The organism is Streptomyces sp. NPDC046931, from assembly GCF_040644655.1.
In the GTDB taxonomy this organism is placed as follows: domain Bacteria; phylum Actinomycetota; class Actinomycetes; order Streptomycetales; family Streptomycetaceae; genus Streptomyces.
This window is the reverse complement of sequence record NZ_JBEYWX010000001.1, coordinates 363172-383279: the sequence shown is the minus strand read 5'-3', so window position 1 is coordinate 383279 and position 20108 is coordinate 363172. Positions and strand designations below refer to the sequence as shown.

The 20108-nt window shown below is 69.7% G+C and carries 14 protein-coding genes; 8 read left to right on the top strand and 6 right to left on the bottom strand.

The genetic code is table 11. The annotated features are described in order from the left end of the window. Positions 1-34 precede the first annotated feature (34 nt). The gene (locus tag ABZ876_RS01705) at positions 35-2671 is read left to right on the top strand and encodes a SpoIIE family protein phosphatase (protein WP_361772661.1); all 2637 of its coding nucleotides are present in this window, start codon (positions 35-37) and stop codon (positions 2669-2671) included. Here the strand turns inward: ABZ876_RS01705 and ABZ876_RS01700 are convergent. After that, positions 2668-4269, bottom strand: coding sequence for a TPM domain-containing protein (locus ABZ876_RS01700; protein ID WP_361772659.1), 1602 nt, complete (start codon positions 4267-4269; stop codon positions 2668-2670). The genes ABZ876_RS01705 and ABZ876_RS01700 overlap by 4 nt on opposite strands. 222 nt (positions 4270-4491) lie before the next feature. Here ABZ876_RS01700 and ABZ876_RS01695 point away from each other — a divergent pair, with 222 nt between their 5' ends. Beyond that, positions 4492-4782 (top strand): hypothetical protein, encoded by a 291-nt coding sequence (locus tag ABZ876_RS01695; protein ID WP_361772657.1) that lies wholly within the window; start codon positions 4492-4494, stop codon positions 4780-4782. 42 nt (positions 4783-4824) lie between these two features. Here ABZ876_RS01695 and ABZ876_RS01690 read toward each other — a convergent pair whose 3' ends face one another. From ABZ876_RS01690 to ABZ876_RS01675, 4 genes are read right to left on the bottom strand one after another with little or no spacing between them, the layout of a single operon-like run. After that, the gene (locus ABZ876_RS01690) at positions 4825-5601 is read right to left on the bottom strand and encodes a succinate dehydrogenase/fumarate reductase iron-sulfur subunit (RefSeq protein WP_361772655.1); all 777 of its coding nucleotides are present in this window, start codon (positions 5599-5601) and stop codon (positions 4825-4827) included. Beyond that, on the bottom strand, positions 5598-7538 hold the full coding sequence (locus ABZ876_RS01685) for a fumarate reductase/succinate dehydrogenase flavoprotein subunit (protein ID WP_361772653.1): 1941 nt from the start codon (positions 7536-7538) through the stop codon (positions 5598-5600). Before ABZ876_RS01685 ends, ABZ876_RS01690 begins: the two co-directional genes overlap by 4 nt. Continuing rightward, positions 7538-8374 (bottom strand): hypothetical protein, encoded by an 837-nt coding sequence (locus ABZ876_RS01680; protein ID WP_361772651.1) that lies wholly within the window; start codon positions 8372-8374, stop codon positions 7538-7540. The genes ABZ876_RS01685 and ABZ876_RS01680 overlap by 1 nt, the downstream gene beginning before the upstream one ends. Before the next feature lie 51 nt (positions 8375-8425). After that, positions 8426-8716 carry a hypothetical protein gene (locus tag ABZ876_RS01675; RefSeq protein ID WP_361772649.1) on the bottom strand — a complete coding sequence of 97 codons (291 nt, stop codon included), beginning with the start codon at positions 8714-8716 and terminating at the stop codon, positions 8426-8428. Positions 8717-9010: 294 nt separating this feature from the next. Here ABZ876_RS01675 and ABZ876_RS01670 point away from each other — a divergent pair, with 294 nt between their 5' ends. Further along, positions 9011-11266 (top strand): ABC transporter family substrate-binding protein, encoded by a 2256-nt coding sequence (locus ABZ876_RS01670; protein ID WP_361772647.1) that lies wholly within the window; start codon positions 9011-9013, stop codon positions 11264-11266. A gap of 111 nt (positions 11267-11377) precedes the next feature. Here ABZ876_RS01670 and typA read toward each other — a convergent pair whose 3' ends face one another. Next, a complete protein-coding gene (gene typA, locus ABZ876_RS01665) occupies positions 11378-13285 on the bottom strand; it encodes a translational GTPase TypA (protein ID WP_361773867.1) in 1908 nt (635 codons plus the stop codon). Between the two features lie 914 nt (positions 13286-14199). Between typA and ABZ876_RS01660 the strand changes: the two genes are divergently transcribed. From ABZ876_RS01660 to ABZ876_RS01640, 5 genes are all read left to right on the top strand, one after another. Beyond that, positions 14200-15825, top strand: coding sequence for an ABC transporter substrate-binding protein (locus tag ABZ876_RS01660; protein WP_361772645.1), 1626 nt, complete (start codon positions 14200-14202; stop codon positions 15823-15825). A 152-nt stretch (positions 15826-15977) separates the two neighbouring features. Then, positions 15978-16904 (top strand): ABC transporter permease, encoded by a 927-nt coding sequence (locus tag ABZ876_RS01655; RefSeq protein WP_361772643.1) that lies wholly within the window; start codon positions 15978-15980, stop codon positions 16902-16904. Next, positions 16897-17835, top strand: a complete 939-nt coding sequence (locus tag ABZ876_RS01650) for an ABC transporter permease (RefSeq protein WP_361772641.1) — start codon at positions 16897-16899, stop codon at positions 17833-17835. Before ABZ876_RS01655 ends, ABZ876_RS01650 begins: the two co-directional genes overlap by 8 nt. A gap of 11 nt (positions 17836-17846) precedes the next feature. Continuing rightward, on the top strand, positions 17847-18908 hold the full coding sequence (locus ABZ876_RS01645; protein ID WP_361772639.1) for an ABC transporter ATP-binding protein: 1062 nt from the start codon (positions 17847-17849) through the stop codon (positions 18906-18908). Next, positions 18901-20049, top strand: coding sequence for a dipeptide ABC transporter ATP-binding protein (locus ABZ876_RS01640; protein WP_361772637.1), 1149 nt, complete (start codon positions 18901-18903; stop codon positions 20047-20049). The genes ABZ876_RS01645 and ABZ876_RS01640 overlap by 8 nt, the downstream gene beginning before the upstream one ends. Positions 20050-20108: the final 59 nt, after the last annotated feature.

The following is a 20108-nucleotide window of genomic DNA, read 5'->3' as shown; positions in this document are numbered from 1 at the left end:
TGCCGGACGCGGTGAGCTGGAGGGGACGGTTCGCGTGAGCGAGATACCAGCGAAGGCCACGGAGTCCGAGGACCCGTCGGGCGGCGCGAGGCAGGAGGCCGCGGCGGATTCCGCCGTGGCCGATCCGCGCGACACGGCGAGCGGCTTGATGTGGCAGAGCAGTCCGCCCGGCTCCATCTACGACTACATCAAGGTCGCCTCGTTCTCCATCGGCCCCGACGGGTACGTCGACCAGTGGAGCCTGCGGGCCGAACAGCTCTTCGGCATCCCCCGCGAACGGGCCGTCGGCATGGACCCCATCGAGGCGTTCGTCGCGCCCGAACTGCGTGAGCGCGGCCAGCGCAAGATGGCCGAGATCCTCGACGGCCGGGAGTGGACCGGCGTCATCCCCTTCCGGGCACCCGACGAGAAGAGGACCGACGCGTTCGCCGAGGTCTATGTGATGCCCACCGTGACGGAGGACGGCGACAGGGCCGCCGTGTGCATCATCGTCGACGTCCGCACGCTTCGCAGCATCGAGACCGACCTCGCCGCCTCGCAGGCCATTTTCGGTCAATCTCCCTTCGGCTTCCTGCTGATCGACGCCGACCTGCGGGTACGGCGTGCCAACGAGCGGTTCGCGTCGACGTTCGGCGGCACCCCCGACGACCACCGAGGCCGCTCCGTCCACGACTACCTCCAGTCCCCGGAGGCCGAACGCGTCGCGGCGACCCTGCGACGAGTCCTGGAGACCGGCGACTCGATCACGGACATGCATGTCACGGGCTTCGTACCGGGCTCCGACGAGCGCAGGCACTGGTCCGTCAACCTCTACCGCGTGCACAGCGGAAGCGGACGCCCCATCGGCATCGCCTGGCTCGGAATCGACGTCACCGCCCGTCGCGCCGCCGCCCGCGAGGCCGCCGCCGCCCGCCGCAACCTCGCCCTTCTGAACGATGCGGGCGCCCGCATAGGAAACTCCCTCGACCTGGAGACCACCGCCCGGGAACTCCTCGACGTGGTCGTGCCCGGCTTCTGCGACCTCGCCACCGTCGACCTCTACCAAGGGCTCCTGGCCGGCGACGAGACCCCGCCCGGCCTGGCCGACGGCAGCGCCGAACTGCGCCGCGTCGCGTTCTCCAGCGCCGTCGCGGACGCACCCTTCGCCGGCGGACCCGAGCCCGTCGCCGTCGGCGCGGTCCACCACTACGCCTTCAACTCCCCCTACGCGGACGCCCTGCGCGCCGCCCGCCCCCGGCACATCCCCGCCGAGGACGGTGGCCTGATCCAGTCCACTCTCGCCGTCCCGATGGTCGCGCACGACACCGTGGTCGGACTCGCCAAGTTCTCCCGGACGAAGGGCAGCGAGCCGTTCGGCGAACGCGACCGCGCGCTCGCCGTCGAACTCGCCGCGCGCGCCGCGGTCTGCATCGACAACGCCCGCCTTTACCGCCGCGAGCACGAACGCGCGCTGATACTGCAACGATCCCTGCTGCCGCCCGGCGACCCGGAGGCCTCCGGCCTCGACATCGCCTGCCGCTACCTGCCGGGCAACGCGGCCACCGGGCGGCCGAGCGAGGTCGGCGGCGACTGGTTCGACGTCATCGAACTCCCGGGCCACCGCACGGCGCTGGTCGTCGGCGACGTCATGGGACGCGGCCTGCGTGCCGCCGTCGCCATGGGCGAACTGCGCACGGCCGTACGCACCTTGGCGCAGCTCGACCTCGAACCGGCCGAAGTCCTCGCCCAGCTCGACGAGATCGCCCGCGGTCTCGGCGCCCCCGGGGGTCCCTCCCAGGCCTTCGGCACCGGGGCAGGCGTCCAGCAGGCCACCCGCGCCGCCCGCCGGCCGCGCGAGGCCGACCTGTCCGAGGTGTACCTCGCCACCTGCGTCTACGCGGTCTACGACTCGGTCACCCGCCGCTGCACCTTCGCCAACGCGGGCCACCTGCCGCCGGTGCTCGTGGAGCCCGGCGAACCCGCGCTGATGCTGGACGTGCCGCCCGGGATGCCGCTCGGCGTAGGCGGCGAGCCGTTCGAGGAGGTGGAGGTCGAACTCCCGGAGGGCGCCCTGCTCGCGCTCTACACGGACGGCCTCGTCGAGTCCCGGGACCATCCGCTGGACGAGGGCCTCCAGGCGTTCGTCGGTGCGCTCACCGATCCCTCCCGGCCCCTGGAGGACGTATGCGACCACGTCCTCAACACCCTGGACACCCATCACGGCGAGGACGACATCGCGTTGCTGATGGCACGTGTCCAGGGACTGCCGGCCGAGTCCGTCGGAGACTGGACGCTGCCGAGGGAGCCGCGCAGCGTGGGCCGGGCCCGGGAGTACGCGCGCGGGCAGCTGCTCGCCTGGGACCTGGAGCCCCTGGTGGACACCACGGAGCTGCTGGTCAGCGAGTTGGTGACGAACGCCCTGCGGTACGGCGAGGGCGAGATCAGACTGAGACTGCTGCTCGACCGGACGCTGGTGTGCGAGGTGTGGGACGCGGGCCTGGTCCAGCCGCGCCGCCGACGCGCCCGTGACACGGACGAGGGAGGCCGCGGTCTCCAGCTGGTCGGCCTGCTCTCCGCGGCCTGGGGTTCCCGGCGCACACCGCGCGGCAAGACGGTCTGGTTCGAACTCCCGCTCCCCGACGGCGAGAACGGTATCGCGGACCCGGCGGAGGCGCTGCTGAGCCTGTTCTAGGGGGAGCCCGAAGGCCCAGCGGCGGGCGGTCCGGCGAGCCCGTCGTCCCGCCGCTCCGCGGACGGCCGCCGTGGCCGCTCCGTCCGGAACAGTTCCCCGCCGTCCCTGCGCGCCCGCGTGCCCGGTCCGCCGTAGCCGGCGGGACCGCCGTCGCCCGGGTGACCCGCGGGGGCGCCCGGGGGGTGCGGAGCGCCGAGCAGAATCCCGCCGAGTACGGCGCCGCCCGTCCAGCTCCCTTCGCCGTACGGCGTCCCGTACGCCCGGACGTCCCGCTCCGCGAGCTGCCGGGCCTGCCGGGCGAACGTGTCCGCCTCACGGGCGTCGGCGAGGGCGGCCGCCGGGGCGCAGGCAGGGGCCGGAGCGTCCGTGCGCTCCGCCGCGCGCAGCCGCCGCTCCGCCTCCGCGAGCCGGGTCCGCGCCTCACAGCCGACGGCCCCGCGGTGCGTGGTCACGTAGTCCGACGCGGCACCGACGCTGCTGCGGGCGACGAGCAGGGCACGTTCCAGCCGGTCCAGGGCGCGCGGCCCCCGCGGAAGCCGACGGGATGCCCGGTCCAGCCCGGCGGCCACCTCCTCGACCCGCCGCAGCGCCCCGACCGGATCGAGCGCCCCCCGGCCCCCCGCCCCCGGAGCTCCCTTCTCCTGGCCCAGCTCCCGCCGTAGTTGCGCCACCACCGCCTCCCCGTGGGCGATCCGCGCCCGCAGGTCCGCATGGGCGGACCCCACGGCTGCCTCCGTGAGGTCGGTCCCCGTCGCGGTCAGGGCGTCGGGCAGGATGCGTGCCGCCGTCGCCAGGGCCGACGCCAGCCGGGCGATGCCGGCCACCAGCAGGGCCGCCTGGTCGACGGCGGCCTCGGCCGCGCGCAGATGGACCACCGCGCTGCCGGTCTGCCCTATGTCCACGGCCCGGCGCCCCCGGTGGAGGCAGGTCGCGGCGAAGAACAGCCGGTCCCTGGCCTGCTCGTCGTGGCCCGTGACCGGCAGACACGCGGACAGCGCGTACCGCCCGCGCAGTTCCGCGAGCGTGCCGTCCGCCTCCGCGACCCGCGCCGCCGGTTCCCGGAACCGTGCCTCGGCGCGCTTCAGCGCGTCCGGCGCGGTCCGTTCCAGCGCCCGCGTCCGGTCGAACCCCGGCGCCTCCGCGTCCAGCCTCCGCCCGGCCGCCCCGCACCGCGCGACGATCTCCTCCAGCAGCGCCCGCGCCCCCTCCTCCCCGTCGTCGAGCCGCTGCCGCATCCCGAAGGCGGCCGCCAGTTCCGACGCGGCGGCCTCCAGCGCCTCGGCGTGCCCCCGTATCGCCTCGTCCCCGAGCTGCGCGGCGGCCCACCGCAGCTCCTCCCGGCTGGTGCGTACGCAGTCGTCGGTCTCGACGAGCAACCCCCGCGTCCGCCGGTCGAGTTCGTCCAGCGGTACGACGGTCGGCGCACGTCCGCCGGGTGTCGTGCGCGTCCTCGTCCGCAGCCGGCGCCGCACCGACGTGTACGCCGCCACCGCCACGGCGGCGACCGCGGCGACCAGCGGCAGCACCAGGTCACCGGTGGCGCCCCGATCACGTCCGGCCGCGGCCGCCCCCACCACGACCACCGCCGCCCCGCACACGGCAGCAACCCTCCGCACGGCTCGGTACGCGGCGGCCCGGCGCGGCCGGCGTCGACGGTGGGGCGGCGTCACATTTCGGAGCGTATGGCCGATGACACGACGCCGCGAGCGGGGTGCGCCCGGTCCGGCGGGACCTCGGACACGGGAGACGGATCTGGCCATCCGGGGACGGCGGTGCCATGATCAGCGCACCACAGGCCGGAGGCTTCGATGCTGCATGTCATGTCACTGATCGCCGTCTCGGTGATCGTGGTGCTCTACGCGGTCACCGGAGTCCTGGCCCTCACCACCGGGCGGATGATCGTGCCGTGGCAGCGCGGGTATGTGCTGCGGCCCCGGCTGTGGGGCGCCGGAGCCCTGGTCTTCGTCGCGGGGATCGTGCTGCTCAGGTTCGCCGCCGCCGTGATCGGCGCGACCGCCTTCGACAGCCTGTCCACCTGCGGGCTTGTTCTGATGCTCTCCGGCGCGGTGCTGCAGTTCCTCGGCCAGCGCGTCGGCCGGGTGCGGTGCTGACGCGCCGGCCGGATCCCCGTACGCACGGCCGCCGGCGGGCGCTCACCCCGCCGTGGGACGCCTCCTGATCCTCGACCCGAGCCACACCAGAGGGTCGTACTTGCGGTCGACCGCCCGCTCCTTCAGGGGGATCAGCGCGTTGTCCGTGATCCGGATGCCCTCGGGGCACACCTCCGTGCAGCACTTGGTGATGTTGCAGTAGCCGAGGCCGTGCTCGTCCTGGGCCGCGCGCTTGCGGTCCAGGCCCGACTCCGCGGCCGCGTCCAGGGGGTGCATGTCCAGCTCCGCCACCCGCATCAGGAAGCGCGGGCCCGCGAAGACCTGCTTGTTCTCCTCGTGGTCGCGGACAACATGACAGGTGTCCTGGCACAGGAAGCACTCGATGCACTTGCGGAACTCCTGCGGGCGGTCCACGTCCTCCTGCATCATGCGGTACTCGCCGGGGCCGAGGCCCGGAGGCGGTACGAAGGACGGGATCTCCCGCGCCTTGCGGTAGTTGAAGCCCACGTCCGTCACCAGGTCGCGGACCACCGGGAAGGCGCGCATCGGGGTCACGGTGACCGTCTCGTCCCGGCCGAACACCGACATCCGCGTCATGCACATCAACCGCGGCCGTCCGTTGATCTCCGCCGAGCACGAACCGCACTTGCCCGCCTTGCAGTTCCAGCGCACGGCGAGGTCCGGAACCTGGGTGGCCTGGAGGCGGTGGATGATGTCCAGCACCACCTCGCCGTCGTTGACCTCGACCGTGAAGTCCTCCAGGCCGCCGCCCTGCGCGTCGCCCCGCCACACCTTGAAGCGGGCCTCGTAGCTGCTCACTCGTACAGCTCCTCTTCGGCCAGGTACTTGACCAGCTCCTCCTTCTCGAAGAGGGCGAGCAGGTCTGGGCGGATGGGTTCGGTGGTCTCGCGGGACAGGGTGATCTGGCCGCGGACCGGGTCCGTCGCCGCGAGACCGCCCGTGGGGTCGGTCAGCCGGCACAGCAGATTGATGCGTCGCCACGCCCGGTCCATCGCCGGGAAGTCCTCCCGGGTGTGCCCGCCGCGTGACTCCGTGCGCTCCAGGGCGGCCCGCGCCACGCACTCGCTGACCAGCAGCATGTTCCGCAGGTCCAGGGCGAGATGCCAGCCCGGGTTGAACTGGCGGTGCCCCTCGACACCCGCCCGGCGCGCCCGCACCCGCAGCTCCGCCAGCTTCTGCAGCGCCTGCCGCATCTCCGGCTCCCGGCGGATGATCCCGACCAGGTCGTTCATGGTCTGCTGGAGTTCCTGGTGCAGGGTGTACGGGTTCTCCGGAGGGCGCCCGTCCTCCTGGCCGGGTGCCGGACCCTCGGCGGAGAACGGACGCAGGGCCTCCGCCGCGGCGTTGTCCACCTCGGCCTCGTCCACCGTGGGACGCTCCGCGGTCTTGGTCGCGTACCGAGCCGCGTGCAGACCCGCCCGCCGTCCGAAGACCAGCAGGTCGGAGAGCGAGTTGCCGCCCAGCCGGTTGGAGCCGTGCATCCCGCCGGCCACCTCACCGGCCGCGTACAGACCCTCGACCCCGCGGGCCGCCGCCGTGTCCGAGTCGACGGCGATGCCGCCCATCACGTAGTGGCAGGTCGGGCCGACCTCCATGGCCTCGGCGGTGATGTCGACGTCCGCCAGCTCCTTGAACTGGTGGTACATCGACGGCAGCCGGCGCCGGATGACCTCGGCGGGCATACGCGTGGAGACGTCGAGGAAGACACCGCCGTGCGGGGAGCCGCGGCCCGCCTTCACCTCGGCGTTGATCGCACGCGCGACCTCGTCACGGGGGAGCAGCTCCGGCGGGCGCCGGTTGTTGTCCGGGTCGTCGTACCAGCGGTCGGCCTCGTCCTCGGTCTGCGCGTACTTCTCCTTGAAGACATCCGGGATGTAGTCGAACATGAACCGCCTGCCGTCGGAGTTCCGGAGCACCCCGCCGTCGCCGCGCACCGACTCGGTGACGAGGATGCCCTTCACCGACGGCGGCCAGACCATGCCCGTCGGATGGAACTGCACGAACTCCATGTTCAGCAGCGGCGCCCCGGCGAGCAGGGCCAGCGCGTGCCCGTCGCCCGTGTACTCCCAGGAGTTCGACGTCACCTTGAAGGACTTGCCGATGCCGCCCGTCGCGATCACCACGGCGGGGGCCTCGAGGACGAAGAAACGGCCGGACTCGCGCTCGTAGGCGAAGACCCCCGACACCCGGTTGCCCTGCTTGAGGATCCGGGTGACCGTGCACTCCTGGAAGACCTTCAGCCGGGACTCGTGGTCCCCGGTCTCCTTCGCGTCCTCCTGCTGGAGCGCGACGACCTTCTGCTGGAGCGTGCGGATCAGCTCCAGGCCCGTGCGGTCGCCCACATGCGCCAGGCGTGGGTACTCGTGGCCGCCGAAGTTGCGCTGGGAGATGCGCCCGTCCTTCGTACGGTCGAACAAGGCGCCCCAGGTCTCCAGCTCCCAGACCCGGTCGGGGGCCTCCCGCGCGTGCAGTTCGGCCATCCGCCACTGGTTGAGGAACTTCCCGCCGCGCAGGGTGTCGCGGAAGTGCACCTGCCAGTTGTCGTGCGGATTGGCGTTGCCCATCGCCGCCGCGATGCCGCCCTCCGCCATCACCGTGTGCGCCTTGCCGAACAGCGACTTGCAGATCACCGCCGTACGGGCGCCGCGCTCCCGGGCCTCGACGGCGGCCCTGAGGCCGGCCCCGCCGGCCCCGACCACGACCACGTCCCACTCCTGCCGGTCGATCACGGACATCAGAAGAACCTCGGATCGTCGAAGACGCCGGACGCCACCAGGTACACGTAGAAGTCGGCCAGCGCCACGCTGAACAGCGAGGCCCAGGCCAGCAGCATGTGGCGGGCGTTCAGCCTGCTGATGAACTGCCAGGTCCGGTAGCGCACGGGATGCTTGGAGAAGTGCTTGAGCTTCCCGCCGACGATGTGCCGGCAGGAGTGGCAGGAGAGGGTGTACGCCCAGATCAGCACGATGTTCACCAGGAAGACCAGGGTGCCGAGCCCCATGTGGCCCCAGCGGTAGTGCTCGTCCCGGAAGGCGAGCACGGTGTCGTACGTGAGTACGCCCGCCACGAGGATCGCCGCGTAGAAGAAGTACCGGTGGATGTTCTGAAGGATCAGCGGGAAGCGGGTCTCGCCGGTGTACGTGCGGTGCGGCTCGGCCACCGCGCAGGCCGGCGGTGACAGCCAGAAGCCGCGGTAGTAGGCCTTGCGGTAGTAGTAGCAGGTCAGGCGGAAGCCGAGCGGGAAGATCAGGATGATGATCGCCGGCGAGATCGCCCACCAGCTGCCGAACAGGTCGGCGTTGGGGCCCGCGTGCATGGTCCGGCAGCGTTCCGCCAGGCAGGGCGAGTAGAACGGCGACACATAAGGCGCCGCGTAGTAGTCCGCGTCGGCGAACGCCCGCCAGGTCGAGTACACGATGAACGCGAGCAGCCCGGCGGCGGTGGCGGCGGGCGCCAGCCACCAGCGGTCCGTGCGCAGGTGCGGGACGGCGATCGAGGCGCGCGTCCCGGTGCGCACTCCGCCGCCGGGCGCTCGGGGTTCGGTGTCGGGGGGTTCCGTTCCAGTGGCCAAGGAAAGCGCACCTCTCTCGTGGGTTCGGTCACCTCCGGGGCGCGCCGGGGGTCAGGGCGCGTGCCGGCCTCGGGCGCCGAGGCCCTCGTCGTCCGAGTCCGTCCACAGGCTGCTGTCATACGGGGTGTCGGAGATCGTCACCAGCTCGACACGCCGGGCGGAGACCGTGGTCGCGGCCGCCTCGCGCAGCAGCGCCACGCTCTCGCGCAGGTGGTCGGCGTCGGTGCGGACGCGCCGTATCTCCAGCCCGCCGGTCCCCATCTGCTGCTCCAGGCGCCCCACCGACCGGTACAGGTCGTCGAGGCACCGCTGGACCGACGTCAGTTCGTCGTTCACGGACATGACGTGACCTCACTTTCACGGGCCCGAAGGCCCAAGGCGTCGACGTTCATGCGCCTGCGAGTGTTGCGCGTCGCGGCAGCCGGTGTGAAGGGACGTGCAGTGATTGGCCGACGCACGCCGGGGCGTGCGGTTGCGCCGAACGGGTGGGGTTCCCGTGGTTCGTCGTCGTGTCGCCGCATAGGGCTGAACCCTTTCCTCTTCAGTGGGCCCATACATTTGATCAGTTCAAATGCCATCAAACCTGATCATAACGCCCCCCGCTCATCCGCGAAGCGGCTCCCGGAGGTAGACGTGATGTCCCACGACGGCGTCGGACGGAGCGCGGTGCTGCGCTCGGTCGCATTCCTCACCGCGGGAGCCCTCGCGGTGACCGCGCTCGCCGCCTGCTCCGACGACAGGAAGACCAGCACACCGGCCGCCGGGCAGGACATCGCCCCGGCTGCCCGCACCCAAGTCGGTGACGGCGGCACCCTGCACTGGGCGGTCGACGCCGTGCCGGGGACCCTGAACACCTTCCAGGCCGACGCCGACGCCGGGACCACCCGGATCGCCGGCGCCGTGCTGCCCTCGATGTTCCGGCTCGACGCGAACGGGCGACCCAAGGCCGACCCCGCCTATCTGGAGTCCGCCAAGGTCGTCTCGACCGAGCCCAAGCAGGTCCTCGTCTACCGCCTCAACCAGCAGGCCGTCTGGAGCGACGGCCGGGAGATCGGTGCCGACGACTTCGCCGCCCAGTGGCGTGCCCTCTCCGGGAAGAACAACGCGTACTGGACCGCCCGCAACGCCGGCTACGACCGCATCGAGAAGGTCGAGCGCGGCGCGAACAACCTCGAGGTCAAGGTCACCTTCGGCAAGCCGTACGCCGACTGGAGGTCGCTGTTCTCGCCGCTGTACCCGAAGGACGTCATGGGCAGCCCGGACGGCTTCAACGACGGGGCGAGACGAGGACTGAAGGTCACCGCCGGCCCGTTCGGCGTCCAGTCGGTCGACCACAAGAACGGCACCGTCACCCTCAGCCGCAACCCGCGCTGGTGGGGCCGGCCCGCCAAGCTCTCCGAGATCGTCCTCGTAGCCGTTCCGCGCGACCAGCGGGCCGCCGCGCTCGCCGAGGGAAGGCTCGACATGGCGGAGATCGACCCGGAGGAGGCCGACCGGCTCACACTGGCCGCGCGCGAGAAGAGCAGCACCCCCTTGCAGAGCGGCTCCCCCGGGGCGGAGTCGGGCCAGACCGCCACGCCCGCCTCCCCGGGAGCGGAGGCGAGCCAGTCCGCCACGCCCGCCTCCCCCGGGGCGGAGACGAGCCAGGCGGCCATGCCGGGCGCGCCGGGGACCAGCGAGCAGCAGACGCTGAACGGCTTTGTGATCCGCAGGTCCCTGGAGCCCGCCTACACCCAGCTCGCCCTGAACGGATCACGGGGCCCGCTCGCCGACGAGCGGGTGCGCCGGGCCGTGGCCCGGGCCCTGGACCGCACCGAGCTGGCCGCACTCGTCCTCAAACCGCTCGGACTGCCCGCGGTGCCGGTCGGCAGCCATCTCGCGCTCGCGGGGCAGGACGCTTACGCCGACAGCAGCGGTGCCATCGGCAGCCAGGACACCAAGCAGGCGCAGGCGCTGCTGGCCGAGGCGGGCTGGGTGACCGGAGGCCCGGTCAAGGAGCAGAAGAAGAAGGCGGCCGGCCCCGAGGGCAGGAAGTCGGAGAACCCGGGGAGTTCAGGGAGCTCCGGGAACTCGGGACACTCTGAGAACTCAGGAGGCTCAGGCAGTTCAGGCAGCTCCCGGAACCCTGAGAACTCAGGGAACTCTGGAAGCTCAGGGAACTCCGAGAACTCGGGGAACTCCGGAAGCTCAGGGAACTCCGGCAACTCCGGCGCGGGCGAGGACGACAAGTCCCGCCGTATGCCCGGCCAGCAGGGCGGGCCCCCGCCGGGGGCATACGCGCCCAAGGGCACCGCCGCCCCGGGAGGCGCCAAGGCAGGGCCGGTCGCCAAGGACGGCAAGCCGCTGGAGCTGAAGTTCGTGCTGCCGTCCGGGCCGGGCTCCCGGGCCCTGCGGACCGTCGGGGAGCGCATCGCGCGCATGCTGGACACGATCGGGATCCGTACGGAGATCACCAAGGTCTCCGACGGGGACTTCTTCAAGGACCACATCGCGTCCGGCGACTACGACCTGGCGCTGTACTCGTGGCCGGCCACCGCGTTCCCGGCGACCGACGCCCGGCCGATCTTCGCCAAGCCGATGCCGGCGGCGGACGGCTCGCTGAGCGTCGAGCAGAACTACACCCGGGTCGGCACCGACCAGGTGAACCAGCTGTTCGACCAGGCCATCGCCACGCTGGACGAGGACGAGGAGCGGGACCTGGTGCGCAAGGCCGACGCCCACATCTGGGCCGCCGCCGGCTCCATCCCGCTCTACCAGCGCCCCCAGCTCACGGCGGTCCGCGCCAACCTGGCCAACGCGGGCGCGTTCGGCTTCCAGACCCCGGTCTACGAGGACATGGGCTTCCTCAAGAAGGGCGTGAAGCCGTCCGCGAGCCCTTCGAAGTCCGGCTAGAGCCCGGGCGCGACCGCCCCGGCGGCCGGAAGAAGGAACTCCGCCGGTGTGTCCCGTTCCTACGGGACACACCGGCGGAGTGTGTCGCTGTCAGCTGTCAGCTGTCAGCTGTCAGCTGTGCTTGGCGCGGCTTGCGGCGCGGGCGCGCTCACGCTGGTCGAGGACGACCTTGCGGATGCGGACGGCCTCCGGCGTCACCTCGACGCACTCGTCGTCGCGGCAGAACTCCAGGGACTGCTCGAGCGACAGCTTGCGCGGCGGCACGATCGACTCGGCGATGTCGGCCGTGGCGGACCGGATGTTGGTGAGCTTCTTCTCCTTGGTGATGTTGACGTCCATGTCGTCGGAGCGGGAGTTCTCGCCGACGATCATGCCCTCGTACACCTCGGTGCCCGGCTCCACGAAGAGCACACCGCGCTCCTGGAGGTTGGTCATCGCGAACGCGGTGACACTGCCGGTGCGGTCGGCCACCAGGGAGCCGTTGTTCCGGGTCTGGAGCGGGCCGAACCAGGGCTCGTGACCCTCGTGGATGGAGTGGGCGATACCCGTGCCACGGGTGCCGGTCAGGAACTCCGTACGGAAGCCGATCAGACCGCGCGACGGCACGACGAACTCCATGCGGACCCAGCCGGAGCCGTGGTTGGACATGTTGTCCATCCGGCCCTTGCGGACGCCCATGAGCTGCGTGACGGCGCCCATGTGCTCCTCGGGCACGTCGATCGTCATGCGCTCGACCGGCTCGTGGACCTTGCCGTCGATCTCCTTGGTGACCACCTGCGGCTTGCCGACCGTCAGCTCGTAGCCCTCGCGGCGCATGGTCTCCACCAGGATGGCCAGCGCCAGCTCACCGCGGCCCTGCACCTCCCAGGCGTCGGGCCGCTCGGTGTCCAGGACCCGCAGGGAGACGTTACCGATCATCTCGCGGTCGAGGCGGTCCTTGACCTGACGGGCGGTGACCTTGCGGTCCTTGACCGTGGCCTTGGCGTTGGCGCCCTTGCCGGTGCCGCCCCTGCCGACCAGCGGCGAGGTGTTGGTACCGATGACCATGGAGATCGCGGGCTCGTCCACCGTGATCAGCGGCAGCGCGACCGGGTTCTCCGGGTCGGCCAGGGTCTCACCGATCATGATCTCGGGGATACCGGCGACGGCACAGATGTCACCCGGGCCCGCCACCTCGGCGGGCTTGCGGGTGAGGGCCTCCGTCATCATCAGCTCGCTGATACGCACGTTGCTGGTCGTTCCGTCGCGCTTGATCCAGGCGACGGTCTGGCCCTTGCGCAGCTCGCCCTGCTCGACGCGGAGCAGCGCGATACGGCCGAGGAAGTTGTCGGCGTCCAGGTTGGTGACGTGAGCCTGGAGCGGGGCCTCTTCGTCGTAGGTCGGGGCCGGGATGTGCTCCAGGATCGTGGAGAAGAACGGCTCCAGGCTGTCGCTGTCGGCCGGGACCGTGCCGTCCTGAGGCTTGGTGAGGGAGGCGATGCCGTCACGGCCGCACGCGTAGACGATCGGGAACTCGATCTGGTCCTCGTCGGCGTCGAGGTCGAGGAAGAGGTCGTACGCCTCGTTCACGACCTCGTCGATACGGGCGTCGGGGCGGTCCGTCTTGTTGATGCACAGGATGACCGGCAGCCGGGCCTGGAGCGCCTTGCGCAGCACGAAGCGGGTCTGCGGCAGCGGGCCCTCGGACGCGTCGACGAGCAGCACGACACCGTCGACCATCGACAGGCCGCGCTCGACCTCGCCGCCGAAGTCGGCGTGGCCGGGGGTGTCGATGATGTTGATCGTGATGGGGTCCCCGCCGTCCTTGGGGTGGTACTTCACCGCCGTGTTCTTGGCGAGGATCGTGATGCCCTTCTCACGCTCCAGGTCGTTGGAGTCCATGACGCGGTCGTCGACCTGCTCGAGCTGGTGGGCGGCGAAGGCACCGGCCTGCTTCAGCATGCCGTCGACGATGGTCGTCTTCCCGTGGTCGACGTGGGCGACGATGGCGACGTTGCGGATGTCGTGGCGCGTGGCCATATTGCGCAGTACTCCCGGAGTGGTGAGGACGGCCTGCGCGTACATCTCTGTTACGCGGGCCCTGCCGGGCTGAACATGCCACGGCCTCACCCCATGGTACGGGGCCCCGGCCGAAGGAGGGTGGTACGGGCCCTGCGCAGGAGCGGGGTGGGCGGGCGCAGTGACGAGGGTCACCCTTGGGCGTGGTACTCCCGGCGGCCGGGCATCCCGCATCGGGCTGATCACGGGCCGGCTGATCACGGGCCGGCTGATCACCGGACAGGCGGAAGCCGGCCGTGCGCCGGAGGTTCGCATCCTGGTGCGGTCTGGCGAGAAACAGCCGTGTGTCACGCGACGGTCCCACCGGAATGAGTCAGAGATATAGGGAAAACCCTGCATCCTCGGCCGGCCGAGGCGCAAAACGAAAGATCCGCACTAGTGTGCTTCCGCCTGCGCCGTGCGCTTCTTGCCTGGCCAGGGGCCCACCGGAAAGGCGGCGGCCCGGCAGCGTGCCCGCTGCCCGGTGAGACCGCCGGTGTGCTGCGCGGTCCGTGCCGGTGGCGTGATTACACCCGCCGCACAGGGGGGACCATGATCTCAAGCGATTTTCTCCGGTCAGTGTCCGGAATGCGGACACTCCAAGCCGATAGATGTGTAACAAGTCCGTTTCGCAGTGATCTTTCAGCAAACCGTTTGTCCGGATTTTGGAAGATGTACGCGACAGGTGTGATCGAACCGAGACCTTAGGAGTGTGGTTCGACATCTGCCTTTGGCAGATAGTTAGGCGCGTAGAGCTCGGACGAACGGGTCACGCGCTGCAGGCGGCGCCGACTCACGAGCGGCGGGGAGCACCTGACATTTTCAGGCACCGATGACGGTGATGTGTCTTGTGCTCCTCTGTGCGGTGAACCATTGGACTCATGAGGAGGAGCCCCATGCGTGGTGCCAAGAGCGCCAAGTGGGTTGCGATAGCCGCGGTTGTGGCGCTGGGCGCGACGGCCTGTGGCGGTGGCGGAGACAACGGCAGCTCGGGCAGTGGCAAGGGCAACGGCGTCGTGTCGGTGGAGATCGGTGAACCGCAGAACAGCCTGGTTCCCACCAACACGTACGAGACCGAGGGCGGCCAGGTCATCAACGCCCTCTTCACGGGTCTGACCAAGCTTGACGCCAACGACAAGGTCGTCAACGCCATGGCGCAGTCGATCGAGACCAAGGACAACAAGGTCTGGACGATCAAGCTGAAGCCGGGCTACACGTTCCACAACGGTGAGAAGGTCACGGCCCAGTCCTTCATCGACGCCTGGAACTACGGCGCCAACCAGACCAACGCCCAGCAGACCAACCCGCTGTTCAGCCACATCCAGGGCTACAGCGACCTGAACCCGGGCGAGGGCAAGAAGCCCAAGACCGACAAGATGTCGGGTCTGAAGGCCGTCGGCGACGACACCCTCCAGGTCACCCTGACCGGCCCGTTCGCGGCGTTCCCGGCGCAGCTGTCGTTCACGTCGTTCGTGCCGCTGCCCAAGGCGTTCTTCAAGGACCCGAAGGGCTTCGGCGAGGCCCCGATCGGCAACGGCCCCTTCAAGATCCAGGGCAAGTTCAAGCACAACGAGGCCATCAACACCACGAAGTACGACAAGTACCCGGACGCCTCGCAGATCGAGGCCAAGGGCGTCGACTTCAAGATCTACTCGAACCTCGACACGTCCTACAAGGACCTCGTCGCCGGCAACCTGGACATCCAGCTCGTCGTCCCGAACTCGGGCCTGCCGACGTACAAGAAGGACCTGCCGGGCCGCACGATCGACCAGCCCGACTCGGCCGTCGGCTACATCGGCTTCCCGATCAAGTACAACAAGGCCTTCCAGAACGCGGACCTCCGCAAGTCCATCTCCATGGCCATCGACCGGAAGACGATCGCCGAGAAGGTCTTCCTCGGCGCCCGTACGCCGGCGGACGACTACATCAGCCCCATCGTCGACGGCTACCGCAAGGGCGCGTGCGGTGACGCCTGCACCCTGAACGTGGCCAAGGCCAAGGAGCTCTACAAGAAGAGCGGCGGGCTGCCCGGCAACACGCTGGAGATCGGCTACAACGCGGACGGCGGCCACAAGGAGTGGGTCGAGGCGGTCGCCAACCAGCTCCAGCAGAACCTGGGCCTGAAGGTGACGGCCAAGCCGTTCGAGCAGTTCCAGACCATCCTCAACGACCTGGACGCCAAGAAGTACCAGGGCTCCTTCCGGATGGCCTGGAGCATGGACTACCCGGACATGGAGGACTACCTCCGCCCGGTGTTCTCGAAGGACGCCATCGCCAACGGCTCGAACTACTCCGGTTACGTCAACGACAAGTTCGAGAAGCTGCTCGTCGACGGCGACAAGGCCCCGACGCACGAGGACGCGGTCAAGACCTACCAGCAGGCGGACGACGTTCTGCTCAAGGACATGCCGTACATCCCGGTGTACTTCTACACGCTGAACTCCGGTTACAGCGAGAAGATCAAGTCCATGAAGGTCGCCGGTAACCACCTGATCCTGTGGGAAACGGTCAAGCTCAGCTGAGCATGCCCTGAGTAGTTCCGACACTCAGCGGAACAGGGTGAGCAGGGGGAGGACGGACCATCCTTCCCCTGCTCACCCCTTCTGCCGTCTCCCGTCCGACCGTGCCGCCGCCCCGGCCGCGGACGGGTCCAGCACCCCCCTCTGGAGTACCCATGGGCCGATACGTCGTGCGCCGCCTCCTGCAGGTGATCCCTGTGGTGATAGGCGTCACGTTCATCATCTTCTGCCTGGTCTTCGCGCTGCCCGGCGACCCGATCCAGGCGCTGGCCGGCGACAAGCGCGCCGACCCGAACATCGCGGCGATCCTCCGCGACCACTACCACCTCAACGAGCCGCTGTATCAGCAGTACTGGCACTACATCAGCGGCGTCTTCACCGGTGACCTCGGTGAGACGTACAACGGCCGTGCCATCTCGGACATCGTCTCCCAGCGGTTCCCCGTCACGCTGAAGCTCGGCCTGACGTCCTTCGCCGTCGAGGCCGTCATCGGCATCCTGGCGGGCATCCTCTCCGCGCTGAAGCGGGGCAAGTTCCTCGACAACGTGGTGCTGGTCGCCACCCTCGTGCTGATCTCGATCCCGGTCTTCGTGCTCGGTAGCGTGTTCCAGCTGGAATTCGGCATGAACATGAAGATCACGCCGATCTCCGGCATCGAAAAGGGCTGGCCGCAGAGCTACGTCCTTCCGGCGGTCGTGCTCGCCTCGACCTCCATGGCGTACATCGCGCGGCTCGTCCGGTCGAGCCTGACGGAGTCGATCCGGGCCGACTACGTGCGCACGGCCATCGCCAAGGGTCTGCCGCGGCGCCGGGTCATCGGCCTGCACGCCATGCGCAACTCCCTGATCCCGGTCGTCACCTTCCTCGGCTTCGATCTTGGCGCCCTCATGGGTGGCGCGATCATTACCGAGCGCGTGTTCAACATGCCGGGTATCGGTGGCCAGTTGGCCCAGTCGGTCTATCTGCGCGAGCGGCCCGTCGTGGTCGGTCTGGTGACCCTGCTGGTGCTGATCTACCTGGTCGCCAACCTCCTCGTAGACCTGATGTACGCCGTGCTCGACCCGAGGATCCGTTATGAGTGAGAAGACGATAGAGAGGCCCACCACCGACGAGGCCGCCCTCGCCAAGGAGATCGAGGCCGAGGAGAAGGCGGCGGCCCGGCAGGCGAGCCTGCTCAAGGACGGCTGGGCGGACCTGCGCAAGCGGCCCATGTTCCTGGTGACCGCCCTCGTCATCGTCTGCCTGCTCGCGCTGGCGATCGCGCCCAGCCTGTTCACGTCGCGCTCCCCGTTCTCGGACGGCTTCTGCCAGCTCCAGAACTCCATGAACGGGCCGTCCTCCGGGCACCTGTTCGGCTTCGACGTGCAGGGCTGCGACATCTACACGCGGACCGTGTACGGCACGCGCAACTCGATCGTCGTGGGTGTGGTGACCACCATCGCCACCACCCTGATCGGCGGCCTGCTGGGCATGCTGGCCGGTCTGGTCGGCGGCTGGCTCGACGCGCTGCTGTCCCGGATCACCGAGGTCTTCTCGGCGCTGCCGCTCATCATCGGCGGTCTGCTGATCATGTCGATCTGGCACACCGGTGACGTCTGGTCGGTGTCGTTCATCATGGCGATCCTCGGCTGGCCGCAGGTCTTCCGGATCATGCGCGGCGAGGTCATCTCGAACAAGTACAACGACTACGTGATGGCCGCCCGGGCGCTCGGCGCGGGCTCGGGACGGATCGCGTTCCGGCACATCCTGCCGAACACGCTCGCCCCCGTCATCGTCATCACCACGATGAACCTCGGTGTCTACATCGCCGCCGAGGCCGCTCTGTCCTACCTGGGCATCGGTATCCAGTACCCGAACATCTCCTGGGGTCTGATGATCAGTGACGCCCAGGACCGATTCCTGACCTCGCCGCACGCGCTGCTCTTCCCGGCCGGCGCCCTGAGCCTCACCGTGCTGGCGTTCATCATGCTCGGCGACGTCGTCCGCGACGCCTTCGACCCGAAGATGCGCTGAGGGAGGCGTACGTGACCATCATCGACCCGACGGACGCCGTCCCGGCTCCGCGATCCGGCGACGCCGACAAGACCGGCCCGCTGCTCGAGGTGCGTGACCTGCACGTCGAGTTCCAGACCCGAGAGGGCCTGGTCAAGGCCGTCAACGGCGTCAACTACTCGGTGGACTCCGGCGAGACGCTCGCCGTGCTCGGTGAGTCCGGCTCAGGCAAGTCCGTGACCGCGCAGGCGATCATGGGCATCCTCGACATGCCACCGGCCCGCATCCCGCAGGGGGAGATCCTCTTCCACGGCCGGGACATGCTGAAGATGTCCGGCGAGGAGCGGCGCAAGCTGCGCGGCGCGCGGATCGCGATGATCTTCCAGGACGCGCTGTCCTCGCTCAACCCGGTGCTCAGCGTGGGCTTCCAGCTCGGTGAGATGTTCCGCGTCCACCAGGGGCTGTCCCGCAAGGAGGCCAAGGCCAAGGCGATCGAGCTGATGGACCGGGTGAAGATCCCGGCCGCCGCCGCCCGTGTGAACGACTACCCGCACCAGTTCTCCGGCGGTATGCGCCAGCGCATCATGATCGCCATGGCGCTCGCCCTGGAGCCGGACCTGATCATCGCCGACGAGCCCACCACGGCTCTCGACGTGACGGTGCAGGCCCAGGTGATGGACCTGCTCGCGGAACTCCAGCGCGAGTACCAGATGGGTCTGATCCTCATCACCCACGACCTCGGCGTCGTCGCGGACGTCGCCGACAAGATCGCGGTGATGTACGCGGGCCGCATCGTGGAGACGGCGCCGGTGCACGAGCTGTACAAGCGTCCGGCCCATCCCTACACCCGCGGTCTGCTCGACTCGATCCCGCGCCTGGACCAGAAGGGCCAGGACCTCTACGCGATCAAGGGGCTGCCGCCCAACCTGCTGAAGGTGCCGAGCGGTTGCGCCTTCAACCCGCGCTGCGAGAAGGCGCAGGACATCTGCCGCACCGAGCTTCCGCCGCTGGTCCCGGTGACCGAGCGGGACGGAACCGAACTGCCGGGCCGCGCCAGCGCGTGCCACTTCTGGAAGGAGACGATCCATGGCTGAGCTGACCAAGGCCGACGAGCCGACGGACGCGACGCCGAACGTCTCCGACGTGGAGCTCGCCGACGTGCACTCCGAGGAGGAGGCGGTCGCCGCCCTGGACGCGCACGTCGACCGGGGCGAGCCGATCCTCCAGGTGCGCAACCTCGTCAAGCACTTCCCGCTGACGCAGGGCATCGTGGTCAAGCGCCAGATCGGCGCGGTGAAGGCCGTCGACGGTATCTCCTTCGACCTGTACCAGGGCGAGACCCTGGGCATCGTGGGCGAGTCCGGCTGCGGCAAGTCCACGGTGGCCAAGCTCCTGATGAACCTGGAGCGGGCCACGGCCGGCGAGATCTTCTACAAGGGCCAGGACATCACCAGGCTGTCCGGGCGTGCCCTGAAGGCGGTCCGCCGCAACATCCAGATGATCTTCCAGGACCCGTACACGTCGCTCAACCCCCGCATGACGGTGGGCGACATCATCGGTGAGCCCTTCGACATCCACCCCGAGGCGGCCCCGAAGGGCGACCGGCGCCGCAAGGTGCAGGAGCTGCTGGACGTCGTCGGCCTCAACCCGGAGTACATCAACCGCTACCCGCACCAGTTCTCCGGCGGTCAGCGCCAGCGCATCGGCATCGCCCGCGGCCTCGCGCTCAACCCCGAGGTCATCATCTGCGACGAGCCCGTCTCCGCGCTGGACGTGTCGGTCCAGGCGCAGGTGATCAACCTGATGGAGCGGCTCCAGGACGAGTTCAACCTGTCGTACATCTTCATCGCCCACGACCTGTCGATCGTCCGTCACATCTCCGACCGGGTCGGCGTGATGTACCTCGGCAAGATGGCCGAGATCGGCACGGACGAGCAGATCTACGACCACCCGACGCACCCCTACACCCAGGCGCTGCTGTCGGCGGTCCCGGTGCCGGACCCGGATGCCCGCGAGCACCGCGAGCGGATCATCCTCACCGGCGACGTGCCGTCCCCGGCCAACCCGCCCTCTGGCTGCCGTTTCCGCACCCGCTGCTGGAAGGCCCAGGACAAGTGCGCCGAGGAGATCCCGCTCCTCGCGATCCCCGAGCGCTTCAAGGGCTCGGACTCCCCGGCGGCCCACGAGTCGGCCTGCCACTTCGCCGAGGAGAAGGACGTCGTGCACGCGGCGTGACGGCTCCCCTGCACCGCTCGGTTCCCGGCATCTTTCGAGGTGCCGGGAACCGGCTTTTT

Excerpts from the sequence above, each read along its gene's own strand:
- ABZ876_RS01650 (WP_361772641.1), top strand. The coding sequence starts at position 16,897 with ATGAGTGAGAAGACGATAGAGAGGCCCACCACCGACGAGGCCGCCCTC.
- ABZ876_RS01670 (WP_361772647.1), top strand. The coding sequence starts at position 9,011 with ATGTCCCACGACGGCGTCGGACGGAGCGCGGTGCTGCGCTCGGTCGCA.
- ABZ876_RS01655 (WP_361772643.1), top strand. The coding sequence starts at position 15,978 with ATGGGCCGATACGTCGTGCGCCGCCTCCTGCAGGTGATCCCTGTGGTG.
- typA (WP_361773867.1), bottom strand. The coding sequence starts at position 13,285 with ATGGCCACGCGCCACGACATCCGCAACGTCGCCATCGTCGCCCACGTC.
- ABZ876_RS01640 (WP_361772637.1), top strand. The coding sequence starts at position 18,901 with ATGGCTGAGCTGACCAAGGCCGACGAGCCGACGGACGCGACGCCGAAC.
- ABZ876_RS01660 (WP_361772645.1), top strand. The coding sequence starts at position 14,200 with ATGCGTGGTGCCAAGAGCGCCAAGTGGGTTGCGATAGCCGCGGTTGTG.
- ABZ876_RS01685 (WP_361772653.1), bottom strand. The coding sequence starts at position 7,538 with ATGTCCGTGATCGACCGGCAGGAGTGGGACGTGGTCGTGGTCGGGGCC.
- ABZ876_RS01675 (WP_361772649.1), bottom strand. The coding sequence starts at position 8,716 with ATGTCCGTGAACGACGAACTGACGTCGGTCCAGCGGTGCCTCGACGAC.
- ABZ876_RS01695 (WP_361772657.1), top strand. The coding sequence starts at position 4,492 with ATGTCACTGATCGCCGTCTCGGTGATCGTGGTGCTCTACGCGGTCACC.